Origin of the sequence: Streptomyces olivochromogenes, assembly GCF_001514115.1 — a bacterium.
Taxonomy (GTDB): domain Bacteria; phylum Actinomycetota; class Actinomycetes; order Streptomycetales; family Streptomycetaceae; genus Streptomyces; species Streptomyces olivochromogenes.
Map to the genome: position 1 here is coordinate 500,701 of NZ_KQ948453.1, position 24,110 is coordinate 524,810.

Genomic DNA, 24,110 nt, shown 5'->3' on the forward strand with positions numbered 1-24,110 from the left:
GTGCGGGGGTGTGCGCAACCATCGAAAGGCCCCGCGCAACGAACACACGCCGAGGTCCGATGAACGCAACGATCTTGCGGAGATGCGCAAGGTTGCCGCATTACGCCCGTGAAGCCCGGGCTCATAGGGTCAAGCGCTGTACATGGCGTGGCGGGGACCCCGCTCGGTGGGTCCCCGCTGCCAGGGGTGCCGCCGGTTCCCGCCGTATCGACCGGCAGCGATGAAGGAGTCACCGCGTGCTCGATCAAGGCGCACCCCCGCAGTCCCGCACAGATTCCGCCGCACCGTCCCCGGGTGTCGGCGCGCGTCTCATGCGCCGCAAGCCCGTGGAACGCCTGGTGGCCGAGGGCGGCCAGGGCGAGGGAGGCTCGCTCAGGCGCTCCCTCGGGCTGTGGCAGCTCACCATGATCAGCATCGGCGCCACCCTCGGCACCGGCATCTTCGTGGTCCTCGGCGAGGCCGTCCCCAAGGCCGGACCCGCGGTCACCCTCTCCTTCGTGATCGCCGGCCTCACGGCGCTCTTCTCGGCCCTCTCGTACGCCGAGCTGGCCGGCACCATCCCGGTCGCCGGCTCCTCGTACTCGTACGCGTACGCAACGATGGGTGAGCTGATCGCCTGGATCTGCGGCTGGTGTCTGGTCCTGGAGTACGGCGTGTCGGTGGCCGCCGTCGCGGTCGGCTGGGGCGAGTACCTCAACGAACTGCTCGACGGCACGATCGGCGTCACCATCCCGAACGCGCTCTCCGCACCTCCCGGCGACGGCGGCATCTTCAATCTGCCCGCGCTCATCGTCGTCCTGCTCGCCATGGCCTTCCTGCTCGGCGGCGCCAAGGAGTCCGCACGCGCCAACACGATCATGGTGGCCGTGAAGATCGTCGCGCTGCTGCTGTTCTGCGCGATCGGCATCCAGGGCTTCAAGTCCGGCAACTACGAGCACTTCATGCCGCTCGGCATGGCGGGCGTCAGCGCCGCAGGTGCCACGCTGTTCTTCTCGTACATCGGCTTCGACGCCGCCTCCACCGCAGGTGAGGAGGCCAAGGACCCGCAGCGCGACCTGCCGCGCGCGATCATGCTCTCGCTGGTCATCGTGACGGCGCTGTACGTCGTCGTCGCGGCCGTCGCCGTCGGCGCCAAGCCCTGGCGGAAGTTCAACGACTCGGAGGCCGCGCTCGCCGAGATCATGAAGAACGTCACCGGGCAGACCTTCTGGGGCACGCTGCTCGCCGCCGGTGCCGTCATCGCCATCGCCAGCGTCGTCCTGACCGTGCTCTACGGCCAGACCCGCATCCTCTTCGCCATGTCCCGCGACGGGCTCGTGCCCAAGGTGTTCTCGCGCGTCCACCCGAAGAGCGGCGCGCCCCGCGCCAACACCGTGATCGTCTCGCTGTTCTGCGGTGTCCTCGCCGCCGCGATCCCGCTCGGCCAGCTCGCCGACGCCACCAGCATCGGCACCCTCTTCGCCTTCGCGCTGGTCAATGTGGCCGTCGTGGTGCTGCGCCGGACGCGCCCGGAGATGCGGCGCACCTTCCGGGTGCCGCTGTCGCCGGTGCTGCCCGCGATCGGCTTCGCCCTGTGCGTGTGGATGATGGGCAGCCTTTCGGCCGTCACCTGGGTGGTCTTCGGAGTCTGGATGGCCGCCGGGCTCGTGTTCTACTTCAGTTACGGCTACCGCCGCTCCCGTCTCGCGCCATCAGAAAAGTGAAACACCCGCAGTGCTGAACGATCTCGACGAACGCATCGTGCACGCCCTCGCCGAGGACGCCCGCCGCTCCTACGCCGACATCGGCCAACTGGTCGGCCTGTCCGCGCCCGCCGTGAAGCGCCGGGTGGACCGGCTGCGGGCCACGGGTGCCATCACCGGGTTCACCGTGCGGGTGGATCCGGCGGCGCTGGGGTGGGAGACGGAGGGGTTCGTCGAGATCTACTGCCGCCGGAACACCTCGCCGGAGACCATCCAGCGGGGGTTGGAGCGGTATCAGGAGGTGGTGGCCGCGTCCACCGTCACGGGGGAGGCGGATGCGGTGGTGCAGGTGTTCGCTTCTGACATGCGGCATTTCGAGCGGGTGTTGGAGCGGATCGCCGGGGAGCCGTTCGTGGAGCGGACCAAGTCGGTGCTGGTGTTGTCTCCGTTGCTGCGGCGGTTCTCGGCGGGATCGCCTACGTAGGGGGCGCGGGGGTTCGTAGGCGGCCGCGGGTTCGTTGTGGCTGGGCGCGCCCCGCGACGGAGCCGCTGTATGCACAGCCCCGCGCCCCTTCGGGGCGCTCCACCTCACTCCGCTGTTTTGCGGGCCAGCGCGTTGTTGCCGATCGAGTTGTGGACGCTGAAGCTCACCGCGTCCGAGCGGTAGCGGTCGTCGGACCATTCCACCGGGCGGCCTTCGCGGGTGGTGGTGACGCGGCGGACCCTCAGGAGGGGACTGGTGCGGCGGACGCCGAGGAGGTCGGCGTCCTGGGCGCCCGCCGCCACCGCGTCGATGACGTGCTCGCCGTAGGCGAAGACCAGGCCGGTGTCCTCGTAGAGCCGCTGGGTGACCGAGGCGCAGTCGGGCTCGATGGCCTCGACGGCGGGGGAGATCCAGTCCGCGTACACGGTCCGTTCCAGGAGGACCGGCTCGCCGTCCAGCCCGCGGACCCGCAGGACGTGCAACACCGGTGTCCTCTCGGGGAGTTGGAGGCGTACGGCGTCCTCCGCGGTCGCCGGGCGGTGCTCCTGCTCGACGACGTGTCCCGTCGCCTCCCGGCCCATCGCGCGGGCCCACTGGGCGAAGCTGCGCAGTTCGGCGAAGCTCTGGCTGCGGCGGCTGGCGAGGACCACCCGGCGGGCGCCCTGGCGGGAGCCGATGAGGCCCTCGGAGGTCAGGGCCGCGACGGCCTGGCGGACCGTGCCGCGTGCCACGCCGTACTGGGCCGCGAGATCCGTCTCGGCGGGCAGCAGACTGCCCACCGTGTACTCCTCGCGGTCGATGGCGCGCCGCAGCTCGTCGGCGATCTCCTCGTGTCGCGCCGGCATGCTTCCCCTCTGATTCGACTGCTGTGCACAGCGTGACCAGCCTAATCGAGATCCGAACGTGATCGGCGCGGGCCGGGATTGTGCAGGGAATCAAGGGTCACGGTTTCGCCAAAGTTTACGAACAGGACACCCGCGCCGGGCCTACTGGGGCCAACTTGTTCAGACAAGTTCTCCGCACTACCCGAACCCTCGTGCGTACTCCTGGAGAGACCGTGACCGTGTTCCTGCCGAGGACCGCCGTCCTCACCGGCGGCCTCGCCGTCGCCGCCGCCCTCGCCCTCAGCGCCTGTGGCGCGGCCCCCGACGACAAGTCGACCACCGCCGACGGCAAGAGCGCGGCCACCGCGACCTCCGCCGCGGACTTCGGCGGCCTCGACGCCCTGGTCAAGGCCGCCAAGAAGGAGGGCACGCTGCACGCGATCGCGCTGCCCCGTGACTGGGCCAACTACGGCGCCCTGATCGACGGCTTCAAGAAGAAGTACGGCATCAAGATCGAGGTGGAGAACCCGGACGGCGCCAGCCAGGACGAGATCAACGCCGTGACGTCGAGGAAGGGGCAGGACCGCGCCCCGGACGTCCTCGACCTGGGCAGCTCGTTCGCGCTCAGCGCCGCCCAGCAGGGGCTTGTCGCGCCGTACAAGGTGACCGCCTTCGCCGACATCCCCGAGGGGCAGAAGGACGCGCAGGGCCGCTGGTTCAACGACTACGGCGGCTACATCTCCATCGGCTGCGACGCCAAGAAGGTCAAGGAGTGCCCGAAGACCTTCAAGGACCTGCTCAAGCCGGAGTACAAGGGCCAGGTCGCCCTCAACGGCAACCCCACCAAGTCCGGTTCGGCCTTCGGTGGTGTCTACGCGGCCTCGCTCGCCAATGGCGGTTCGTTCGACGACATCCAGCCCGGCCTGGACTTCTTCGCCAAGCTGAAGAAGAACGGCAACTACACGCCCGTCGAGTCGACCCCGGCCACCGTCGAGAAGGGCGAGACCCCGATCAGCATCGACTGGGACTACCTGAACGCCGGTTACGCCGACGAGTTCAAGTCCAAGGGCGTCGACTGGACGGTCACGGTCCCCTCGGACGGCAAGTTCTCCCAGTACTACTCCCAGGCCATCAACAAGGACGCCCCGCACCCGGCGGCCGCCCGCCTGTGGCAGGAGTACCTCTACAGCGTCGAGGGCCAGAACCTCTGGCTCAAGGGCTACGCCCGTCCGGCCCTGATGACCGCCATGCAGACGGCCGGCACCCTCGACAAGACCGCCGCCGCCAAGCTCCCCGCGGTCTCCGGCACGCCGAGCTTCCCGACCGAGGCCCAGCAGGCCAAGGCCAAGACGGTCCTCGCGCAGGGCTGGGGCAAGGCCGTCTCCGGATGACCACCGTCCTCACCGAGGCCGGGGCCGACGTGACGCCCGCCGCCGCCGCTTCCCAGCGGCGGCGGCGCCGCGCCCCCGGCTGGCTCGCCGTGCTGCCGCTGCTCGTCTTCGTCGCGATCGCCTTCGGCGTCCCCGCCCTGGCCATGCTGAACGGTGCCTTCACCGTCAAGGACCAGACGACCGGCGCCACCTCGTACACCACGGCCAACCTGACCGACTCGCTCCAGGGCGCCTACTTCACCGCCCTGATCGGCAGCGTCAAGCTGTCCGCGGTCTCCGCGGGCATCGCGACCGTCCTTGGACTGCCGCTCGCCCAGGCCGTGGTGACCTCCCGTTTCCGTGCCCTGCGTGAGGCGGTCCTCACCGCGTCCGGCGTCCTCGCCAACTTCGGCGGCGTCCCGCTGGCCTTCGCGTTCGTCGCCACCCTCGGCAACGCGGGTGTCCTGACCGAGCACCTGGGCCTGAAGGACAAGGGCTGGAACCTGTACAGCTTCTGGGGCCTGGTCATCGTCTACCTGTACTTCCTGATCCCGCTGATGGTCCTCACCATCACGCCCGCCCTGGACGGCCTGCGCTCCCAGTGGCGCGAGGCCGCACAGAACAACGGCGCCACCGGAATCCAGTACTGGCGGTACATCGCCCTCCCCGTCCTCACGCCCTCCCTGCTCGGCGGCCTCGTGCTGCTCTTCGGCAGCGCCTTCGCCGCGTACGCCACCGCGGCGGCCATGGTGGGCAGTGCGGTCCCGCTGGTCACCCTGCAGATCGCCGACGCCATCTCCGGCAACGTCCTGGTCGGCCAGGAGAACGTGGCGCTCGCCCTCAGCCTCGACATGGTCCTCATCGCGGGCCTGGTCATGGCCGTGTACCTGCCCCTGCAACGACGGAGCGCGCGATGGCTGGAAGCCTGAACAATCCCGCTCGGGTCCTGAAGCCCGCCCGCGGGGCGAACAAGTCCGTACGCGTACGTCCCTGGCGCGGGGTCGTCCTCGTCTGCGCCGGGCTCTACTTCCTGGTCCCGCTCGCCGCGTCCGTGGTCTTCACGGTCGACGTGCCGAACCAGGGGATCACCTTCGACGCGTACCGCCAGATCGTCTCCGCCGACGGCTTCGGCTCCAGCCTGCTGCTCTCGCTGGAACTGGCCGCCGCCACCATCGCCGTGGTCCTGCTGCTGATGGTGCCCGCGATGGTCGCGCTGCGGCTCGGCGCCCCGAAGCTGCGGCCCGTGGTGGAGGTGATCTGCTCGCTGCCGCTGGTCGTCCCGCCGATCGCCTTCGTCGCCGGGATCGCCACGGTCCTCAAGTGGGGACCGGAACACCTCTCCCGCACCCCGCTGTTCGAGACGTTCGTGGCCCTCCAGAACCCCGACTTCCCCGTAGTGCTCGTCCTCGCGTACGTCGTGATGGCACTGCCGTTCGTGTACCGGGCCCTGGACGCCGGGCTGCGCGCCGTCGACGTACGCACCCTCGTCGAGGCCGCGCGCAGCTGCGGGGCGAACTGGCCGCAGGCGCTGGTACGGGTCGTGCTGCCCAACCTGCGCGGGGCGCTGCTCAACGCCTCCTTCCTCACGCTGGCCCTGGTGCTCGGCGAGTTCACCGTCGCCCAGCTGCTCGGCTTCCAGCCCTTCGCCGTGTGGATCTACAGCGTCGGCGGCTCGCAGGCCCAGCTCTCCGTCGCCGTCTCCGTGCTCAGCCTGCTCGTCACCTGGGCCCTGCTCCTCTCGCTCGCCGGGCTCGGCGGGCGCTCCCGTTCCGCTTCCGCATCCCGGGGATGAACCATGACCGTCACCACGCTTGAGAAGGCCGCCGACGCCAAGGCCGCCACCGTCGAATTCCGCGGCCTGCGGCGGGAGTTCGGCCCGACCGTCGCCCTCGACGGCCTCGACCTGACCGTCCGGCCCGGCGAACTCCTCGCCCTGCTCGGCCCGTCAGGCTGCGGCAAGACCACCGCGCTGCGCATGCTCGCCGGGTTCGAACACCCCGACTCCGGCGAGGTGCTGGTCGACGGCGAGGACGTCACCCGGGTCCCGGCCCACCGCCGCGACGCGGGGATGGTCTTCCAGTCCTACAGCCTCTTCCCGCACCTCAGCGCCCTCGACAACGTGGCCTTCGGGCTGCGGATGCGCAAGGTGCGCACCGCCGAACGGCGTTCCCGCGCGGCCGAGTTGCTCGACCTCGTGGGTCTCGCCGACAAGGGCGAGCGGTTCCCGCACCAGCTCTCCGGCGGTCAGCAGCAGCGCATCGCGCTGGCCCGCGCGCTCGCCCTGCGTCCACGCGTGCTGCTGCTCGACGAGCCTCTCTCCGCCCTGGACGCCAAGGTGCGACTCACCCTGCGCGAGGAGATCCGCCGGCTTCAGCAGGAACTCGGCATCACCACCCTGTTCGTGACGCATGATCAGGAAGAAGCGCTGTCCATGGCGGACCGCGTCGCCGTGATGCGGGCCGGGCGGCTCGAACAGTGCGCCGCGCCCGCCGAGCTGTACGGGCGGCCCGCGACCGCCTTCGTCGCCGAGTTCGTCGGCACGATGAGCCGGATTCCGGGGCGGCTGGACTCCGGCGTGGCCGAGGTGCTCGGACAGCGGCTGCCGGTCGACGGGGACGCGCCCGCCGCGACCGAGATCGACGTGCTCGTACGGCCCGAGGCGGTGCGGGTGCGGGCGGACGACGCCGGGACCGCGCGCGTCGTCGCCACCGCCTTCCTCGGCGCCGCCACCCGCGTCACCGTCCGGCTCCCGGACGCCACCGAGGTCAAGGCCGACCTGCCCACCCACGAGGCCGCCGGGCTCGGCTCGGGCGCCGCCGTGACCGTGAGCCTGCCGGAGCGGCCGGTACTGGTCGCCGAGCGCACGCAGTAACCGACGCATCCCCCCACTGAGTTACGCCGAGTGAAAGAGAGCACCGTGACCCTCCGCACCACCTCCCCCCACCTCCCCCTCCAGGCCGTCCTGTTCGACATGGACGGCACGCTCGTGGACACCGAGCGGCTCTGGTGGGAGGCGGTGGAGCAGGTGGCCGACGGGCTCGGGCGCCGGCTGACCGGGGCCGACCAGCCGGAGGTGCTCGGCCGGCCCGTCGAGTACACCGCCGCCTGGCTGGGCGGGATCACGGGCGCCGGGGCGGGGGAGATCGCCGCCGAACTGCACCAGGAGTTCGCGCACCGGGTCCGCACCGGCATCGTGCCCCGCCCGGGTGCGCTGCGGCTCCTCGGCGAACTGGTCCGCGAGGGTGTCCCCACCGCCCTCGTGACCGCGTCGCCCCGTGCCGTCGCCGACACCGTCCTCGCGGCCCTCGGCGCCGAACACTTCGCCGTCTCCGTCACGGCCGACGACACCGAACGCACCAAGCCCGCCCCCGACCCCTACCTCGCCGCCTGCCGCGCCCTCGGCGTCGATCCCGCCGCGTGCGTGGCCGTGGAGGACACCGAGACGGGGGTGGCGTCCGCCGAGGCCGCGGGGTGCGCCGTGCTCGCCGTGCCCTCGCTCGCGCCGATCGACTCCGTACCCGGACGCACCGTCCTGACCAGCCTGGAGGAGGTGACCCCGGCCCGGCTGCGCGCCATGGTCGCGCCCCGTGAGCTGCGGGTGATGAGCTGGAACCTCTGGTACGGCGGGACGAAGGTCGACGACCACCGCGAGAAGCAGCTCAAGGTCATCGCCGAGACGGGCGCGGACGTGGTCGGCCTCCAGGAGACGTACGGCACCTCGGCACAGGAACTCGCCGAGGCCCTCGGCTGGCACCACCACCGGGCCGGCGAGAACCTCGGCGTCATCAGCCGCTACCCGATCACCGCCCGCCACGGCGACCCGGACGTCGGCTTCTACGGCGGCACCGGAGTGCGCGTCCGGCTGGACGGCGGACAGGAGGTGGACGTCTGGAGCGCCCACCTCGACTACACGCCGTACGGCCCCTACGAGGCCCGCTTCGACGGGCTCCCGGCGGCCGAGCTGATCGCCCACGAGGGCGTCCGGCTGGAGCAGATGCGGGAGATCCTGCGGCGGATCACCGAGTCCGCCACCGAGGCGGTCCCCGTGGTCCTGGTCGGTGATTTCAACGCGCCCTCGCACCTGGACTGGCCGGACGTCGAGTGGCCCGTGACCAGGGCCGCCGAGGAGGCCGGCCTGCGTGACTCCTACCGCGAGGCCCACCCCGACCCCGTACGGCAGCCCGGGCACACCTGGTCGCCGATCCACGTGGAGCACGAGGACGGCAGCGGGCGGCCCGAGCCGCAGGACCGCATCGACTTCGTGCTGCACCGGGGGCTGACGGTGCTCGACTCCCGGGCGCTCGTCACCGGCACGCCGCGTCCCTGGCCCGAGGTCGCGGGCAACGACTGGCCCTCGGACCACGCCGCGGTCGTCACCACTTTCGCCGTCTGAACCGAGCGCTGGTCCAGGAAACCATTGCGGTGCGGGCGCGCCATCACGTAGGTTGATCCGCGCCCGCTACCAGCGAGTAACAACCATGGGTAACCAACCGTCGCCCGGCCACCCGACCGTTCTGTCGTCCTGGGGAGTCCATGCGCTGGTCCTTCGGCCGTCCCACCACGGTCCGTACGCGCATCGTGGCGCTCGCGCTCGCTCCGGTGGTCGCCCTCATGGTGCTGTGGAGCTTCGCCATGGTGTCCGTCACCGGCGAACTGCGCGCGCTCGTCCGGGTCCAGGGGGTGTACGACGACTTCGGGACGCCCGTGGACACGGCGGTCGGCCAGATCCAGATCGAACGGCGGCTCGCGGCCGCCTACCTGGGCGCGGACCACGGCACGGCGGCGGCCCTCGACCTGATGGAGCAGCAGCGCCGCACCGACCGCGCCGTGACCGCCATGCGGACGGCGATCCGGGACGGCGACCGCGGGCGGCTCTCCGGCAGGCAGCGGCAGGTGCTCGACGCCGTGCTGCGCTCCTTCGACGGGCTGGAGGCGCTGCGGGAGCGGGTGCTGTCCCGCGCCATCAGCTGGGACCGGGCGGTCACCGAGTACGGCGCCCTCGTGGAGCCGGGCTTCGACGTCCAGTCCGCCCTCACCGCGCTGCAGGCCGGACAGCTGGCGCGCGAGGCCCAGGTCGTCATCGAGCTGGTGCGGGTGAGGGAGTTCGTCTCGCGGGAGGACGCGCTCGTCGCCGGGGCGCGGGCGGCCGGATCGCTCACCGACCGCCAGTACGACACGCTCACCGCGACGATCGAGGACCGCCGGGTCTTCGAGCGGACGTATGTGCCCGACCTCCCCGCCGACTCGCGCGCCCTCTTCGAGAAGTTCCAGCGCGGCTCCCTGCACGGGGAGCTGACCCGGGGCGAGGACGCGCTGCTGCGGGCGGGCGCACGGGGTGCGGGGGAGGCCGTCGCGGCCGGCTCCTGGCGCACCACCACCGACCGTGCCGTCAAGCAGTACATGCAGCTGTGCACGCGGTCGGCCGTCAACTCGGCCGAGCGCGGACGGGCCTTCGCCTACCGGGAGCTGGCCAAGGCGGCGATCGTCGGTGTACTCGGACTCGCCGCCGTGGGACTGTCCCTGTGGTTCGCCGTGCGCGGCGCCCGGCGCATCTCGCGCCGCCTGGAGACCCTCCGGGACGCCGCCGACCTCCTCACCACCCGCCAACTGCCCGACGTGATGCGGCGGCTCAGCGCGGGCGAGGACGTGGACGCCGTCACCGAGGCACCGCCCCTGGCCGACGGGGAGGCGGGAGCCGACGAGATCGGCCAGGTCGGCCGGTCCTTCAACACCGCCCGCCTCGCGGCCGTCGAGGCCGCCGTCAAGCAGGCCACCCTGCGCCGCGGGCTGTTCGCGGTGCTCCTCAACATCGCCCGCCGCAACCAGGCGCTCGTCCACCGCCAGCTCAAACTGGTCGACACGCTGGAGCGGCGCACCGACGACCCGGACGTCCTGGACGACCTGTTCCGGATCGACCACCTCACCACCCGGATGCGGCGCCACGCGGAGAGCCTGATCATCCTCTCCGGCGCGGCGCCCGGCCGCAGATGGCGCAGTCCCGTACCGGTCGCCCGTGTGGTGACCTCCGCGGTGAGCGAGATCGAGGAGTACGCGCGCGTCGTGGTCCCGCCGATGCCGGAGGTGGGCGTGGCGGCGGACGCCGTCGCCGACGTCGTGCATCTGGTCGCCGAACTCGTCGAGAACGCCACCGTGTTCTCACCACCCCAGGCCCAGGTCACCCTGCGCACCGGCCGGGCCGGGAGCGGGTTCGTCCTGGAGATCGACGACCGGGGGCTCGGTCTCGAACCCGAAGAGATCGAGGAGGCCCACCGCACCCTCACCACGCCGGACGACTTCGACCCGACCCGGCACGACCGGCTCGGGCTGTACGTGGTGGGGCGGCTCGCCGCACGGCACGGCATCGAGGTCACACTGTGCCGCTCGCCGTACGGAGGTACGACGGCTGTGGTGCTGCTGCCGGAGGCGGTCCTCGCGCCGGTCGACCCCGAGCGGCCGGAGCCGGCGGCGGACACCGACCCGCGGGCACTGCCGTCGCGCACCTCCCGGACCTCCGAGACCTCCCGGAAGGGCACCGCGGTCCTTGAGAAGCAGCGGGAGGCACCTGACCGTCCCGCGGACCGTGTGCCGCGGAGCGCTCCCGCCACGAGCCCGCCGGCGCTGCCCACCCGAGTCCGGCAGACCTCCCTCGTCCCCGAACTGCGCACCGAGGGCCCGGCCGCCGACGAGCCGTCGGAGCGCGAGGTCACCCCCGAGGAGGTCCGCGCGGTCTTCGGCGCCTTCCAGCGCGGCCTCGACCGCGGCCGCAGGGGCCTGCCCACCGGGCCCGGATCCGAGCGGCGAACCGACACCGAGGAAGGGACGGACGCCGACGATGCTCCGTGACCAGACCCCCGAGCACTCCGACCGGGCCTCCGAGCCCCAGGACGGCACCACCGAGCCGCCCGGCACGGACCTCGGCTGGCTGCTCGACGACCTCGTGGCCAGGACCGACCACGTCCGCCAGGCCGTGCTCCTCACCGCCGACGGCCTCCCGCTGAGCTGCTCGGACGGCATGCGCCGACGGGACATCGAGCACCTCGCCGCCGTCTGCTCCGGCTTCCACAGCCTGGCCCGCTCGGCCGGTGAACGCTTCGCCGCGGGGGAGGTGCGCCAGACCATGGTGATGCTCGACGACGCCTACCTCTTCATCACCCCGGCGGGCGACGGCAGCCGGCTGGCCGTCCTGAGCGAGGTACAGACGGACGTCGGCCAGCTCGCCCACGAGATGGCCTTGCTGGTCCGCCGTGTCGGCCGCCACATGGCCGCCGCCGTACGGTCGGCCGCCGACCCCGCGGGCCCCTGACCCGGCCGTGACCGACGACCACTGGTACGAGGACGAGACCGGGTCGATGGTGCGGCCCTACACCGTGACCCGGGGCCGGACCCGGCCCTCGGACCGGCACACGATCGATCTGATGTCCCGGGTCACCGCCCTGCGGACGGAAGAGGGCAGGCCGGCTGTCGACCACGCAGGCGCCGCCCTGCTGGCGCTGGTGCGCCACGGGCCCCGGCCGGTCGTCGAGCTCGCCGCCGACGCCGACCTGCCCCTGACCGTCGTACGCGTGCTGCTCGGCGATCTGGCCGAGGCCGGTCTCGTACGCATCGACGCGCCCCGGCGGCCGGAACAGGGTGACCCGGCGGCCGACCCGGAACTGCTGCGCGAGATCGTGGAGCGACTGCGCGCGCTGTGAGAACGGGACGCGGGACGTGCGGCCGGGACGGCTCGTCAGGGCGAGGCCGCGACGGCTCGTCACGACGTCTGTGACCTGCGCCTCAGGGGTTTCGGGCCCTGTCGGAGGGCGCGCAACGAATCGCCGCCGGAGGCAGGGCGCACGCAACGATTCGTCCACCGGCGCGCAACGGCTCCTCCTTGTCCCCCCGAGCCCCCCGCCCGTACCGTCTAGACAGCCCCCGACACCCCTCCGTACCCGTGAGGACCACGCATGCGCACAGCCCTGCTCCAGAGCTCCGGCCGCCCCGGCTCGGTCGTCGAGAACCTGAAGGTCCTCGACGAGGCCGCGGGCCGCGCCGCCGCTGCCGGCGCCGGGCTCGTGGCGGCGCCGGAGATGTTCCTCACCGGGTACGCGATCGGCGACGACATCGCCCGCCTCGCCGAGCCCGCCGACGGGGACTCCGCCGACGCGATCGCCGAGATCGCCACCCGCCACGGCGTCGCCGTCGTCTACGGCTACCCCGAGCGCGAGGGCGAGACGGTCTACAACTCCGCGCAGCTCATCTCCGCCGACGGCACCCGCCTCGCGAACTACCGCAAGACCCACCTCTTCGGCTGCTTCGAGCGCGACCACTTCACGCCCGGCGAGCAGCCGGTCGTCCAGGCGGAGCTCAACGGCCTCCGCGTCGGCCTCATGATCTGCTACGACGTCGAGTTCCCGGAGAACGTCCGGGCGCACGCCCTCGCAGGCACCGACCTCCTCGTCGTGCCGACCGCGCAGATGCACCCCTTCCAGTTCGTCGCCGAGTCCGTCGTCCCGGTGCGCGCCTTCGAGAACCAGATGTATGTCGCGTACGTCAACCGGGTCGGCCCGGAGGGCGAGTTCGAGTTCGTCGGACTGTCCACGCTGGCCGGCCCCGACGGGATCGCCCGTACCCGGGCCGGACGCGGTGAGGAACTCGTCCTCGCCGACGCCGACCCCGACTTCCTCGCGGCCTCGCGCGAGGCGAACCCGTACCTGAAGGACCGCCGCCCCGGCCTCTACGGGTCGCTCGTCTGACACCCGGTCGCCCCCGGCGCCTCCCCTCACCAGCTTTCCCGCAAGGAGTCCGTACCCCATGACGTCCACGGTGCCCACCGCCGTCCAGCACGCCGACGCGCAGCAGCCGCCGATCACCATGTTCGGCCCGGACTTCCCGTACGCGTACGACGACTTCCTCGCCCACCCGGCGGGCCTCGGCCAGATACCCGCGACCGAGCACGGCACCGAGGTCGCGGTCATCGGCGGCGGCCTGTCCGGCATCGTGGCCGCCTACGAGCTGATGAAGATGGGCCTCAAGCCCGTCGTCTACGAGGCCGACGAGATCGGCGGTCGCCTGCGGACCGTGGGCTTCGAGGGGTGCGACCCGTCGCTCACCGCCGAGATGGGCGCCATGCGCTTCCCGCCCTCCTCCACCGCCCTCCAGCACTACATCGACCTGGTGGGTCTGGAGACCCGGCCGTTCCCCAACCCGCTCGCGGAGTCCACTCCCTCGACGGTCGTCGACCTCAAGGGCGAGTCGCACTACGCGACCACCGTCGACGACCTGCCGCAGGTCTACCGCGACGTGATGAACGCCTGGAACGCCTGCCTCGAAGAGGGCGCCGACTTCTCCGACATGAACCAGGCCATGCGTGAGCGCGATGTGCCGCGCATCCGCGAGATCTGGGCGAAGCTCGTCGAGAAGCTCGACAACCAGACCTTCTACGGCTTCCTCTGCGACTCGGAATCCTTCAAGTCCTTCCGGCACCGCGAGATCTTCGGCCAGGTCGGCTTCGGCACCGGCGGCTGGGACACCGACTTCCCGAACTCGATCCTCGAGATCCTGCGCGTCGTCTACACCGAGGCCGACGACCACCACCGCGGCATCGTCGGCGGCTCCCAGCAGCTTCCGCTGCGCCTGTGGGAGCGCGAGCCGCAGAAGATCGTGCACTGGGCCTACGGCACCTCGCTCGCGAAGCTGCACGACGGCGCCCCGCGCCCGGCCGTGACCCGGCTGAACCGCACGGCGGGCAACCAGATCACGGTGACGGACGCCAACGGTGACATCCGCACCTTCAAGGCGGCGATCTTCACCGCCCAGTCCTGGATGCTGCTCTCCAAGATCGCCTGTGACGACTCGCTCTTCCCGATCGACCACTGGACCGCCATCGAGCGGACCCACTACATGGAGAGCTCCAAGCTCTTCGTGCCGGTCGACCGGCCCTTCTGGCTGGACAAGGACGAGCAGACCGGCCGTGACGTCATGTCGATGACGCTCACCGACCGCATGACCCGCGGGACCTACCTCCTCGACGAGGGCCCGGACAAGCCCGCCGTCATCTGCCTCTCGTACACGTGGTGCGACGACAGCCTGAAGTGGCTGCCGCTGTCCGCGAACGAGCGGATGGAGGTCATGCTGAAGTCGCTCGGCGAGATCTACCCGAAGGTCGACATCAGGAAGCACATCATCGGCAACCCGGTGACCGTGTCCTGGGAGAACGAGCCCTACTTCATGGGCGCGTTCAAGGCCAACCTGCCCGGCCACTACCGCTACCAGCGCCGCCTTTTCACGCACTTCATGCAGGACGTGCTGCCTGAGGACAAGCGGGGCATCTTCCTCGCCGGCGACGACATCTCCTGGACGGCAGGCTGGGCCGAGGGTGCCGTGCAGACCGCGCTGAACGCGGTCTGGGGCGTCATGCGCCAGCTGGGCGGGGCGACCGACCCGACCAACCCCGGTCCCGGCGACGTCTACGACGAGATCGCGCCGGTGGAACTGCCCGAGGACTGAGCCGAGTCGGCCTTCGTGGGGCGGCCGGTCAGATTCCGGCCGCCCGCGCCGCCGCGTACACCTCGGCGGCCAGGTCCTTGAGCTCCTCGGCGTCCCGCGGGCCGTCCTGGAGGTCGACGAAGTACTCGTCGAGGCCGATCTCGGCGTACGGCACCAGGTCCGCCACGATCTGGTCGACGTTGCCCTGGAAGGGCTGGCGGTCCGCGCCGTCGTAGGCCTTGGCGGAGTAGCGCGCGTTGATCCGTACCACCGACTGGATGGGCTCGGTGCGCCCGCGCTCGGCCGCGAAATCCCGCACCTGCTGCCACTGGGCGGCGAGTTGGCCGGCGCCTCCCTGGGCCACGGGCTGCCAGCCGTCGCCGCGGTCCACGAGCCGGGTCAGCGCCTTCTTGCTGAAGGCGGGCAGCAGGATCGGGATCGGCCGGGCCGGCTTCGGGGCGACCACGGCCGACTCGATCTTGGTCAGGCGGCCCTCGTACGACACCGGGTCCGGGCCCCACACCGCGCGGCACACGTCGAGGACCTCGTCCAGGACCCGGCCCCGCTCCTCGAACGGCGCCACGCCCGCCGCGGCGTACTCGTCGAGCGACCAGCCGGTGCCGAGACCCGCCACGACCCGGCCGCCGCTCGCCGCGTCCAGTGTGCCGAGGGCCCTGGCCAGCTGGAACGGGCCGTGCAGCGGGGCGACCAGGACGCTGGTGCCCAGCCGCGCCCGCTGTGTGGCCGCCGCGGCCAGCGTCAGGGTCACCAGCGGCTCGGCGACGCCGCGGTAGGAGTCGGGCCAGGGCAGGTTCGGGACGCCGTACAGCCCCTGTGTGGCGGGTTCCGGGAACAGGGCGCGCTCGAACACCCACAGGCTCTCGTAGCCGATCTCCTCAGCCGTGCGCGCCACGTCGGGGACGTCTCGACCGATGTCGTACTGGCTTGTTTGAGGAAGACTCAGACCCAGCCGAGCAGCCATGCTTGTGCTCCTTCGCGTCAGGCACTTGAATCGTGAACGTATCGCGTATGAGGGTGAGTTACATGCCGTACGCGGCGTTATGGCCGGATCGGTCCCCCAGGGGCGTGAGCAGTATCCGGCCCGCCAGACCGACCGCGGCGCCGAGACGGTCGGCGAACTCCTCCGCGAGATCGGGGAGTCCGCGCAGCGCCCACAGGGCCCGCGCCGCCGACCAGGCCGCGTCGCGGGCCCTCTCCAGGCTCCACGAGCCGAGCAGATGGGTGAGCGGATCGGCGATCTGGAGGAGGTCGGGGCCCGGCATCAGATCTTCGCGGACGCGCTCCTCCAGCGAGACGAGGAGGTCACCCACGCGCTCGAACTCGTCCTCCAGGTCGGCTGGTTCGCAGCGGAGCGTACGGCAGGTGTCCACGACGGCGAGCGCCAGATCGTGTCCGATGTGCGCATTGATGCCCGCGAGCGCGAACTGCAGCGGGCGTACTCCCGGATGGCGCCGGAACTGGAACAACGGGCGCCAGCAGGCGGGCGGGAACCCCTCCTCGGCCACGCGCAGATAGCGCTCGGCGAAACGTACATCCAGCGTGACCGCGGCCTCGCCGTCCGGGAATTCCCCCGCGTCCAGGCGCCGTTCGACCTCCTCCGTGACGGTGAGGTAGACGCGGTTGAAGACCGCGATTCCGTCCCGCTCCGGCAGGGTCGCAGCCAGGGCGCGCATCCGGGAGGCGATGTCGTCCACGGGGGTGGTGAACTGTTCCAACTGCGTCATGGGGGCAGGTTCCCAGTCCTAGGCTGACCGGAGTCGCCGCCTGGCCGGGCGCATCCCCAGAACGGGGGAACACGCCCGTGTCGGGAGGCGCGGATGTGGCCTGCAGTGGCGGAAACGTGGTGGGAGCCGGGGGGAGCGGTACGTGTCAGGCTTACGTGCGCAGCGCCGGGCCGAGCGCAGGCGGGCGGCCCGGCGCGCCGCCATGGTCGCGGCGGCCTCGGTGGTCGTGGCGGTCGGCGCGGTGACGGGGACGATGTCCGCCCTCGACCGCGAGCGCCCCTCCGACGACGCCCAACCGCTGGTGACCCGCTCGCCCGGCCTCCGCCCGCCGCCCGCCGTACCGACTCCCTCCCCGCCCAGGACCTCCGCCGTGCCGTCCCCGTCCCCGTCCTCCCACTCCCCGTCCCCGAAGCCGAGCCCGACGCCTTCCCCGAGCAGGAAGGAGCCGGCGACGGTGGCCGCCCCCGCCCTGCTCTACAGCCACCCCGACTCCCAGGTCCTTCACTGGGTCGCGTCCCATCCCGGCGACCACCGGCGCGCGGTCATCGAGTCCCGGATCGCCGACCGTCCGGCCGCCGTCTGGTTCGCCGACTTCACCCCCGCCACCGTCACCGCGCGGGTCAGGGCGGTGACCGCGGGCGCCGCGGCCGAGGGCCGGGTGCCGGTCGTGGTGCCGTACGCCATCCCGCAGCGCGACTGCGGCGGGGCCTCACAGGGCGGCGCACCCGACCTCGCCGCGTACGACGGCTGGATCGACGACTTCGCGGCGGGCCTCGGAGACGGCGAGGTCATCGTCGTCCTGGAGCCCGACTCGGTCGCCCAGGCCGACTGCCTCCCCGCGGCCGACCGGGCCGCCCGCTTCGCCTCGCTGGCCCGCGCCGGCCGCGTTCTCAAGGCCGCCGATCCCCGGGCCCGCGTCTACTACGACGCGGGCCACTCCGCCTGGAACCCGGCCGCCGAGCAGGCCGCGCTCCTCGCACGGGCGGGCGCCGCCTCGGCCGCCTCCTCCGACGGTGTCTTCACCAACGTGTCCAATTTCCACCGTACGAGCGACGAGATCGCCTACGCCCGGCAGGTGCTGTCCGCGCTGGGCGGCCCCGCGAGTCTGGGCGCCGTCATCGACACCAGCCGCAACGGCAACGGCGCCCCGGCCGACGGGGAGTGGTGCGATCCGGCGGGCCGGAAGATCGGCCGGGCGCCGACCCTGAACACCGGGGAGGCGAGGATCGACGCCTATCTGTGGGTGAAGCTGCCGGGGGAGTCGGACGGGTGCAAGGGCACGCCGGGGACCTTCTCGGCGGAGTACGCCTATGAGCTGGCGCGCTGATCGTCCGGCTCGTCGTACGAGGATGTGCCGGAGTCCAGCAGCGGCCCCTCGGTCTTCAGGTGGGCCGGGGCCATCGATCGCAGCGCGTGGTACCCGATGATCACGACGAGCGTGCCGAGCGCGATGCCGCTGAGCGAGAAGGTGTCGGTGAACTTCAGGGAGACGCCGCCGACGCCGATGATGATGCCCGCGGCGGCCGGCACCAGGTTCAGCGGATTGCGCAGGTCGACCCGGGCGTTGAGCCAGATCTGGGCGCCGAGCAGGCCGATCATGCCGTACAGGATGACGGTGATGCCGCCGAGCACGCCGCCCGGGATCGCGGCCACGATCGCGCCGAACTTGGGGCAGAGGCCGAAGAGGAGGGCGAAGCCCGCGGCGGCCCAGTAGGCGGCCGTGGAGTAGACGCGGGTCGCGGCCATCACGCCGATGTTCTCGGAGTACGTGGTGTTGGGCGGGCCGCCGACCGCCGTGGAGAGCATCGAGGCGACGCCGTCCGCGGAGATCGCGGTGCCCAGCTTGTCGTCCAGCGGATCGCCGGTCATCTCGCCGACGGCCTTGACGTGCCCCGCGTTCTCGGCGACCAGCGCGATCACGACCGGCAGCGCGACGAGGATCGCCGACCACTGGAAGGACGGGCCGTGGAAGGACGGCAGCCCGATCCAGTCCGCCTTGCCGACGCCGGAGAGGTTCAGCCGCCAGTGGTCGGTGAGCTTGCCGCTCGCGTCCACCGAGTGGATCTTTCCGAAGATCCGGTCGAAGACCCAGGAGATCCCGTACCCGAAGACCAGGCCCAGGAAGATCGCGATCCGTGACCAGAAACCGCGCAGACAGACGAGGGCCAGGCTGGTGAACACCATGGTGAGCAGGGCCGTCCACTGGTCCTGCGGCCAGTACGTGGACGCCGTCACCGGCGCCAGGTTGAAGCCGATCAGCATGACGACCGCGCCCGTGACGATCGGCGGCATCGCGGCATGGATGATGCGCGCTCCGAACCGCTGCACGGCCAGGCCCACCAGGAACAGGGCGACGCCGACGACGAACACCGCGCCGGTCACCGTGGCGCTGGTGCCGCCCTGCGCGCGGATCACCGCGGCGACGCCCACGAAGGAGAGCGAGCAGCCGAGGTAGCTGGGCACCCGGCCGCGGGTGGCGAGCAGGAAGATGACCGTCGCGAAGCCGGACATCATGATCGCGAGGTTCGGGTTCAGACCCATGAGCACGGGTGCCACGAACGACGCCCCGAACATCGCCACCACGTGCTGGGCGCCGAGCCCGATCGTGCGCGGCCACGTGAGGCGTTCATCGGGTCGGACAACCGCTCCGGGCGCGGGCGTCCGCCCGTCGCCGTGCAGTTTCCAGCGCACGCCGAGGTCCATGGTGAGTTTCGCTTTCTTCGTACGTGAAACTTTGTCCGGACCATTGTCACGGGTACCTGGCGGTTCTACGCTCGCACGGTCTTACTCATGAACTGCGTTCACATTTATGATCGGAGGCCTGATGAGTGCAAGACCCCGTCTGGCGGTCCTCCTCGCCGCCGTGGCCACCTTCGCGGCGGTCGTCGTCCCCTCCGCCTCGGCCCACGCGGCGCCGAAGGCCCCCCGCACCGCCGTCCTTGACGGCACCCGGCTCCAGCAGACCCGACTCCGGCTCGACCACGGGGATCCCCAGCTGAAGCGCACGCTCAAGGACTTGACGGCCCGTGCCGACAACTGGCTGGCCCAGGGTCCCTGGACGGTCGTCGACAAACCCAAGCCCGCCCCCGGCGGCGATGTCCACGACTACCTGAGCCAGGCCCCGTACTGGTGGCCCTCCCAGCCGAAGACCGCCGACAACCCCTGGGGCTGCCCGTACGTCCAGCGTGACGGCCAGCGCAACCCCGAGGTCGACACCGGCACCGACCGCCAGGACGTCGAAAAGGTCTTCGACTCGACGTACGACCTCGCGCTCGCCTGGTACTACACCGGCAGGAAGCAGTACGCCGAGAAGGCCGCCACCGTCCTGCGCATCTGGTTCCTCGCCCCGGCCACCCGGATGAACCCGAACCTCGACCACGGGCAGTTCATCCCCTGCAAGTACGACGGCCGGGCCATCGGCATCATCGACTTCTCGCAGTCCTACACCAGCGTCCTGGACGCGATCGCGATCCTGGAGACGGGCGCCCCCGGCTGGTCGAAGAGCGACCGCACCGCCATGCGCGCCTGGAACACCGACTTCCGCGACTGGCTGGAGAACAGCGCCTTCGGCGGCGAGGAGGGCGCCGCCCAGAACAACCACGGCACCTTCTACGACATGCTGCTCGCCGCCCTGGCGTACGCGACCGGCGACGAGGACCTCGCCCGCCGGACCGTCCTCGGTGCGGAGTCCAAGCGGATCGACCCGCAGGTCGCCGCGGACGGCAGCCAGCCCCAGGAGCTCACCCGCACCCGCAGCTGGCACTACTCGACCTTCGACCTCGTCGCCTACACCCGCCTCGCGGCCATCGGCCGGCACGTCGGCGTGAACCTGTGGCGTTACACGGGGCCGGACGGCCAGACCCTGGCCAAGGCGGTCGACTATCTGCTCCCCGCCGCGACGGGCGCCGCGCCGTGGCCCCACCCGGAGCTGGAGTTCCACCGCTACGCGGCGAGCGACATCGTGCACGCGGCGGCCGACGCGGGAGACCGGTCGGCCCGGGACGCGGTGCCGAAACTGGAGACTCCGCCCGGCGGCGACCTGTGGACACTGCGGCCTGCCGCCGAGCAGCTGGACTCGATCGCCGGCTGACCGGAGGGCGCCCGAATACCCCGATCAGGGGCTCCTGAGCGGCCGCTTAGGATGGGGGTGTCCCCACCGTCCCCACCGGCACCCTCAGGAGCCCCGCCCGTGACCGCCGAAGCCCCCGCAGCCCCCGCCCTCTCCTACGGGCGGCTCCTCCCCGTCACCGTCCACTTCGACGACCTGGACGCACTCGGCCTGCTCCACAACGCCCGCTACCCGGTCATGGTCGAACGCGCCTGGACGGCCCTCTGGAACGACCAGGGCTTCCTGGCCTATGAGGGCGACTGGGAGGCGGCGGGCGACTTCTGCAACGCCGTCAAGGAACTGCGGATCAGCTACGAGGCCCCGATCAACCGCCCCGGCGAGTACGCCGTCCACCTCTGGCTGGAGCGCCTGGGGAACACCGCGGTGACGTACGGCTTCCGCTTCTGCTCGGCCGACGGCGCGCTCACGTACGCGCACGGCACGCGGGTCCTCGTCCGGCTCGATGCCGCGACGCTGCGCCCCACGCCCTGGAGCGACCGCTTCAGGGCCGTGGGTCGGGAACTGCTGCGGTCGCGGGACTGACCTTGGGCCGGTCGCGCTCGCCCGCGCGCAGCACCCCCGCGAACGCGGCAAGGCCACATGCCAGCACCGTGACCAGCCCGAACGACACCACCAGGCTCGTCGCCTGCGCCAGCGTGCCGATCGCGCTCGGCGCGACCAGGCCGGAGGTGTACGTGATGGTCGCGACGCCCGCGATGGCCTGACTGGGGTTGGGGCCGCTGTGCCCCGCCGCCGCGAAGCAGAGCGGGACGACGACCGCGATGCCGAGACCCATCAGGGCGAAGCCGCTCATCGCCACGGCGGGGTGGTTCGCGACGACGACGAGCAGCCCGCCGAGCACGGCGAGACCGCCGCCGGCCCGCACCGTGCGCACCGCGCCGAACCGGTTGACCACCGCGTCGCCCACGAGCCGGGCCACCGCCATGGTCAGCATGAATCCCGTCGTCGACGCCGCCGCGAGACCGGCCGAGCTGCCCAGCTCGCCCTTCAGATAGACCGCCGACCAGTCCAGACTGGCGCCCTCGGCGAACACCGCACAGAAGCCGATCGCGCCGATGAGCAGGGCGGACTTAGGTGGCAGCGCGAAGCGCGGCGGCGGGGCCTCGTCCTCGGTCGGCCGTAGGTCGAGGACCCACTGGCAGGCGGTGAGACCCAGGACCGTCAGGACCCCGGCCGCCAACGCGTGGTGCAGGCGCGCGTCCGAGCCGAGGTGCGCGGCGAGGGTGCCACCCGCCGAGCCGACCAGGGCGCCCGCGCTCCACATGCCGTGCAGCCCGGACATGATCGACTTTCCGAGGCGGCTCTCGATCTCGACGCCGAGCGCGTTCATCGCCACGTCCGCCATGCCCGCCGACGCGCCGTAGACGAAGAGGGCCGGGCACAGCGTGTAGAGGTTCGGCGCGAGGGACGGGAGGATCAGCGACAGGGTCCACAGGGACAGCAGCCCGCGCAGCGCGGTACGGGCGCCGAAGCGGTGGCTGATCCGGCCCGCCAGCGGCATCGCCACGGAGGCCCCGATCGCCGGGAACGCGAGGGCCAGCCCGAGCTGGCCGGTGCTGACGGACGCGTGGTCCTGGATCCAGGGGACACGGGTCGCGAACGAGCCCGTCACCGCTCCGTGCACCGCGAAGACGGCGGCCACGGCGTACCGCGCCCGCTTCACCTCACGCAGGTCGTAGACCATGTAACCCATCTTTCCCGCCCCTCCAGGCTCCGCTCCCCGCGCTGCCGCCGTAAACTATCAGGAACCCTGCCTGATAGATAGATGATTTACTGGCCGCCGACTGAGCGACTGATCTGGGAGGATCCCGGCATGCCCGCATCACCGAGCACCGCCCGGGCCATCAACGACCGCGTCGCGCTGCGCCTCCTCCAACAGGAAGGCCCCCTGACGGCAGGGCAGTTGAAGCAGCTCACGGGACTGTCCCGGCCCACCGTCGCCGACCTCGTCGAACGCCTCACGGCCGCCGGACTGATCGAGGTGGTGGGGGAGTCGGGGGAGCAGCGCCGCGGCCCCAACGCCCGTCTCTACGGGATCGTCGCCGACCGGGCCCATCTCGCCGCCCTCGACGTCCGCACCGAGGGCGTCTCGGTCGTCGTCTCCGACCTCCTCGGCAGGGAACTGGCCCGGGCGTCGGTGCCGATCGCGGACGACACCGGCACCGGGCCCGCCGTCGAGCAGGCGGTCACGCTGGTCGAACGCGCGGCCAAGGAGGCCGGGGCGGAGCGCCTGCACACGGTCGGCGTCGGAGCCCCCGGCCTCATCGACCCCGTCACCGGCGAACTCCGCGACTCCTCAGGCCTGCCCGAGTGGCACCGTCGGCTGGTCGCCGCCCTCCAGGAACGGCTGCCCGCCCGCGTGATCGTCGAGAACGAGACGAACCTCGCCGCCCTCGCGGAGCAGCGTGACGGCGCCGCCCGCGACCGCGACACGTTCGTCCTGCTCTGGCTCGGCCACGGCACCGGCGCGGCCGTCGTCCTCGACGGCAGACTCCGTCGTGGTGCGTCCGGCGGCACGGGCGAGATCGGCTTCCTGCCGGTACCGGGCACGTCGACGCTGCCCTCGGCGACGGACTGCGAGGGCGGGTTCCACTCCCTGGCGGGGTCCGCCGCGATCGTGGAACTCGCGGCCGGCCACGGGACGGTGGCGACAGCAGTGTCGCCCGGCGAACCGGAGGCGGCGGCGCTGGTGAGGCAAGCGGTGGCGACCCTTTCCTCTTCCTCTCCCTCTCCTTCCCCTTCGGCCTCCTCCGGAGCCGACCGCTTCCTCTCGGCCCTCGCCGACCGCCTCGCCATCGGCGCGGCGTCCGTCGTGGCCGTTCTCGACCCCGGGTGCGTGGTGCTCGGCGGTGAGGTGGGGCAGGCGGGCGGGGAGGTACTGGCCACGCGGGTCGGCGAGCGACTCGCCCGGATGTCCCCGCTACCGGTCGAGGTGCGCGCGAGCGCGCTGGGCGGCGGCGCGGTACTCCGCGGAGCCCTCCTGACGGCAAGGGAATCAGCCCAGGACGACCTCTTCGCGCCGCGCTCCCGGTAACCGGGCCTGAAGACGCGCGCTCCGTCAGGGGCGCGGGGAACTGCGCGACCAGCCCCCACTCGCCCGCAGCCCAAGAACCTCCCCCGGATGGGGAGACCCGGCGGCGGGGCAAGGGCCTCCGTCACCGCCGCCGGGTCGCTCAAGGGGCGAGTGCGACACCTCGGCTTCGACAAACCATTGATCATGGACCTTAAGAGGACTAGACCAGGTCGGTCAATGGGTACGGACCAAGGGGCGATCGCGTCAAGCGTGAGGAGTCTCGCGGGAGTTGACCTCCCGCGATGCGCCGGAGAAGTCCATCCGGACGACCTGTGAGGCACCCCACAGAGGTTCGCCCGCATGGACGTGGATCAGACGTGGCACACTGATGCTGTACCA

The 24,110-nt window shown here is 71.8% G+C and carries 21 protein-coding genes; 16 read left to right on the forward strand and 5 right to left on the reverse strand.

What is annotated here, in order from left to right; translation table 11 throughout:
• Positions 1 to 236 precede the first annotated feature (236 nt).
• Positions 237 to 1,703, forward strand: a complete 1,467-nt coding sequence (locus tag AQJ27_RS11955) for an amino acid permease (protein ID WP_067366085.1) — start codon at positions 237 to 239, stop codon at positions 1,701 to 1,703.
• A gap of 10 nt (positions 1,704 to 1,713) precedes the next feature.
• Positions 1,714 to 2,166 (forward strand): Lrp/AsnC family transcriptional regulator, encoded by a 453-nt coding sequence (locus AQJ27_RS11960; RefSeq protein WP_067366089.1) that lies wholly within the window; start codon positions 1,714 to 1,716, stop codon positions 2,164 to 2,166.
• A gap of 104 nt (positions 2,167 to 2,270) precedes the next feature.
• Here the strand turns inward: AQJ27_RS11960 and AQJ27_RS11965 are convergent, their stop codons facing one another.
• Positions 2,271 to 3,011 carry a GntR family transcriptional regulator gene (locus tag AQJ27_RS11965; protein ID WP_067366092.1) on the reverse strand — a complete coding sequence of 247 codons (741 nt, stop codon included), beginning with the start codon at positions 3,009 to 3,011 and terminating at the stop codon, positions 2,271 to 2,273.
• A 212-nt stretch (positions 3,012 to 3,223) separates the two neighbouring features.
• Here AQJ27_RS11965 and AQJ27_RS11970 point away from each other — a divergent pair, with 212 nt between their 5' ends.
• From AQJ27_RS11970 to AQJ27_RS12015, 10 genes are all read left to right on the forward strand, one after another.
• Positions 3,224 to 4,381 carry an ABC transporter substrate-binding protein gene (locus AQJ27_RS11970; protein WP_067366097.1) on the forward strand — a complete coding sequence of 386 codons (1,158 nt, stop codon included), beginning with the start codon at positions 3,224 to 3,226 and terminating at the stop codon, positions 4,379 to 4,381.
• A complete protein-coding gene (locus tag AQJ27_RS11975; RefSeq protein WP_067366101.1) occupies positions 4,378 to 5,289 on the forward strand; it encodes an ABC transporter permease in 912 nt (303 codons plus the stop codon). The genes AQJ27_RS11970 and AQJ27_RS11975 overlap by 4 nt, the downstream gene beginning before the upstream one ends.
• Positions 5,274 to 6,152 carry an ABC transporter permease gene (locus AQJ27_RS11980; protein ID WP_079064921.1) on the forward strand — a complete coding sequence of 293 codons (879 nt, stop codon included), beginning with the start codon at positions 5,274 to 5,276 and terminating at the stop codon, positions 6,150 to 6,152. Before AQJ27_RS11975 ends, AQJ27_RS11980 begins: the two co-directional genes overlap by 16 nt.
• A gap of 3 nt (positions 6,153 to 6,155) precedes the next feature.
• Positions 6,156 to 7,232 carry an ABC transporter ATP-binding protein gene (locus AQJ27_RS11985; protein ID WP_067366103.1) on the forward strand — a complete coding sequence of 359 codons (1,077 nt, stop codon included), beginning with the start codon at positions 6,156 to 6,158 and terminating at the stop codon, positions 7,230 to 7,232.
• A gap of 45 nt (positions 7,233 to 7,277) precedes the next feature.
• Positions 7,278 to 8,753, forward strand: a complete 1,476-nt coding sequence (locus AQJ27_RS11990) for an HAD-IA family hydrolase (RefSeq protein ID WP_268814597.1) — start codon at positions 7,278 to 7,280, stop codon at positions 8,751 to 8,753.
• 140 nt (positions 8,754 to 8,893) lie between these two features.
• Complete coding sequence (locus AQJ27_RS11995; RefSeq protein ID WP_079064923.1) at positions 8,894 to 11,203, forward strand: sensor histidine kinase; 2,310 nt, start codon at positions 8,894 to 8,896, stop codon at positions 11,201 to 11,203.
• Positions 11,193 to 11,663, forward strand: a complete 471-nt coding sequence (locus tag AQJ27_RS12000) for a roadblock/LC7 domain-containing protein (protein WP_067366106.1) — start codon at positions 11,193 to 11,195, stop codon at positions 11,661 to 11,663. The genes AQJ27_RS11995 and AQJ27_RS12000 overlap by 11 nt, the downstream gene beginning before the upstream one ends.
• Positions 11,664 to 11,670: 7 nt before the next feature.
• Entirely contained in the window at positions 11,671 to 12,051 is a 381-nt protein-coding gene (locus AQJ27_RS12005; protein ID WP_235613734.1) for a DUF742 domain-containing protein, read from the forward strand.
• Between the two features lie 252 nt (positions 12,052 to 12,303).
• Positions 12,304 to 13,092, forward strand: coding sequence for a carbon-nitrogen hydrolase family protein (locus AQJ27_RS12010; RefSeq protein WP_067366110.1), 789 nt, complete (start codon positions 12,304 to 12,306; stop codon positions 13,090 to 13,092).
• 58 nt (positions 13,093 to 13,150) lie between these two features.
• A complete protein-coding gene (locus tag AQJ27_RS12015; RefSeq protein ID WP_067366114.1) occupies positions 13,151 to 14,845 on the forward strand; it encodes a flavin monoamine oxidase family protein in 1,695 nt (564 codons plus the stop codon).
• 28 nt (positions 14,846 to 14,873) lie between these two features.
• Here the strand turns inward: AQJ27_RS12015 and AQJ27_RS12020 are convergent, their stop codons facing one another.
• Together AQJ27_RS12020 and AQJ27_RS12025 are read right to left on the reverse strand one after the other, a co-directional pair.
• The gene (locus AQJ27_RS12020) at positions 14,874 to 15,806 is read right to left on the reverse strand and encodes an LLM class F420-dependent oxidoreductase (protein WP_067366117.1); all 933 of its coding nucleotides are present in this window, start codon (positions 15,804 to 15,806) and stop codon (positions 14,874 to 14,876) included.
• 58 nt (positions 15,807 to 15,864) lie between these two features.
• On the reverse strand, positions 15,865 to 16,569 hold the full coding sequence (locus AQJ27_RS12025; RefSeq protein WP_067366120.1) for a DUF5995 family protein: 705 nt from the start codon (positions 16,567 to 16,569) through the stop codon (positions 15,865 to 15,867).
• Between the two features lie 202 nt (positions 16,570 to 16,771).
• Between AQJ27_RS12025 and AQJ27_RS12030 the strand changes: the two genes are divergently transcribed.
• Positions 16,772 to 17,896 (forward strand): glycoside hydrolase family 6 protein, encoded by a 1,125-nt coding sequence (locus tag AQJ27_RS12030; RefSeq protein WP_067366123.1) that lies wholly within the window; start codon positions 16,772 to 16,774, stop codon positions 17,894 to 17,896.
• On the opposite strand, the gene AQJ27_RS12035 is transcribed toward AQJ27_RS12030, so the two are convergent.
• Positions 17,878 to 19,272 carry a uracil-xanthine permease family protein gene (locus AQJ27_RS12035; protein WP_067366126.1) on the reverse strand — a complete coding sequence of 465 codons (1,395 nt, stop codon included), beginning with the start codon at positions 19,270 to 19,272 and terminating at the stop codon, positions 17,878 to 17,880. The genes AQJ27_RS12030 and AQJ27_RS12035 overlap by 19 nt on opposite strands.
• 121 nt (positions 19,273 to 19,393) lie before the next feature.
• On the opposite strand from AQJ27_RS12035, the gene AQJ27_RS12040 reads away from it, so the two are divergent.
• The gene (locus AQJ27_RS12040; RefSeq protein WP_067366473.1) at positions 19,394 to 20,659 is read left to right on the forward strand and encodes an alginate lyase family protein; all 1,266 of its coding nucleotides are present in this window, start codon (positions 19,394 to 19,396) and stop codon (positions 20,657 to 20,659) included.
• Positions 20,660 to 20,758: 99 nt separating this feature from the next.
• Positions 20,759 to 21,220 carry an acyl-CoA thioesterase gene (locus AQJ27_RS12045; protein WP_067366129.1) on the forward strand — a complete coding sequence of 154 codons (462 nt, stop codon included), beginning with the start codon at positions 20,759 to 20,761 and terminating at the stop codon, positions 21,218 to 21,220.
• On the opposite strand, the gene AQJ27_RS12050 is transcribed toward AQJ27_RS12045, so the two are convergent.
• On the reverse strand, positions 21,180 to 22,382 hold the full coding sequence (locus AQJ27_RS12050; RefSeq protein ID WP_425275204.1) for an MFS transporter: 1,203 nt from the start codon (positions 22,380 to 22,382) through the stop codon (positions 21,180 to 21,182). The two genes, AQJ27_RS12045 and AQJ27_RS12050, sit on opposite strands and share 41 nt — an antisense overlap.
• A gap of 129 nt (positions 22,383 to 22,511) precedes the next feature.
• Between AQJ27_RS12050 and AQJ27_RS12055 the strand changes: the two genes are divergently transcribed.
• Positions 22,512 to 23,732 (forward strand): ROK family transcriptional regulator, encoded by a 1,221-nt coding sequence (locus tag AQJ27_RS12055; RefSeq protein WP_067366135.1) that lies wholly within the window; start codon positions 22,512 to 22,514, stop codon positions 23,730 to 23,732.
• Positions 23,733 to 24,110: the final 378 nt, after the last annotated feature.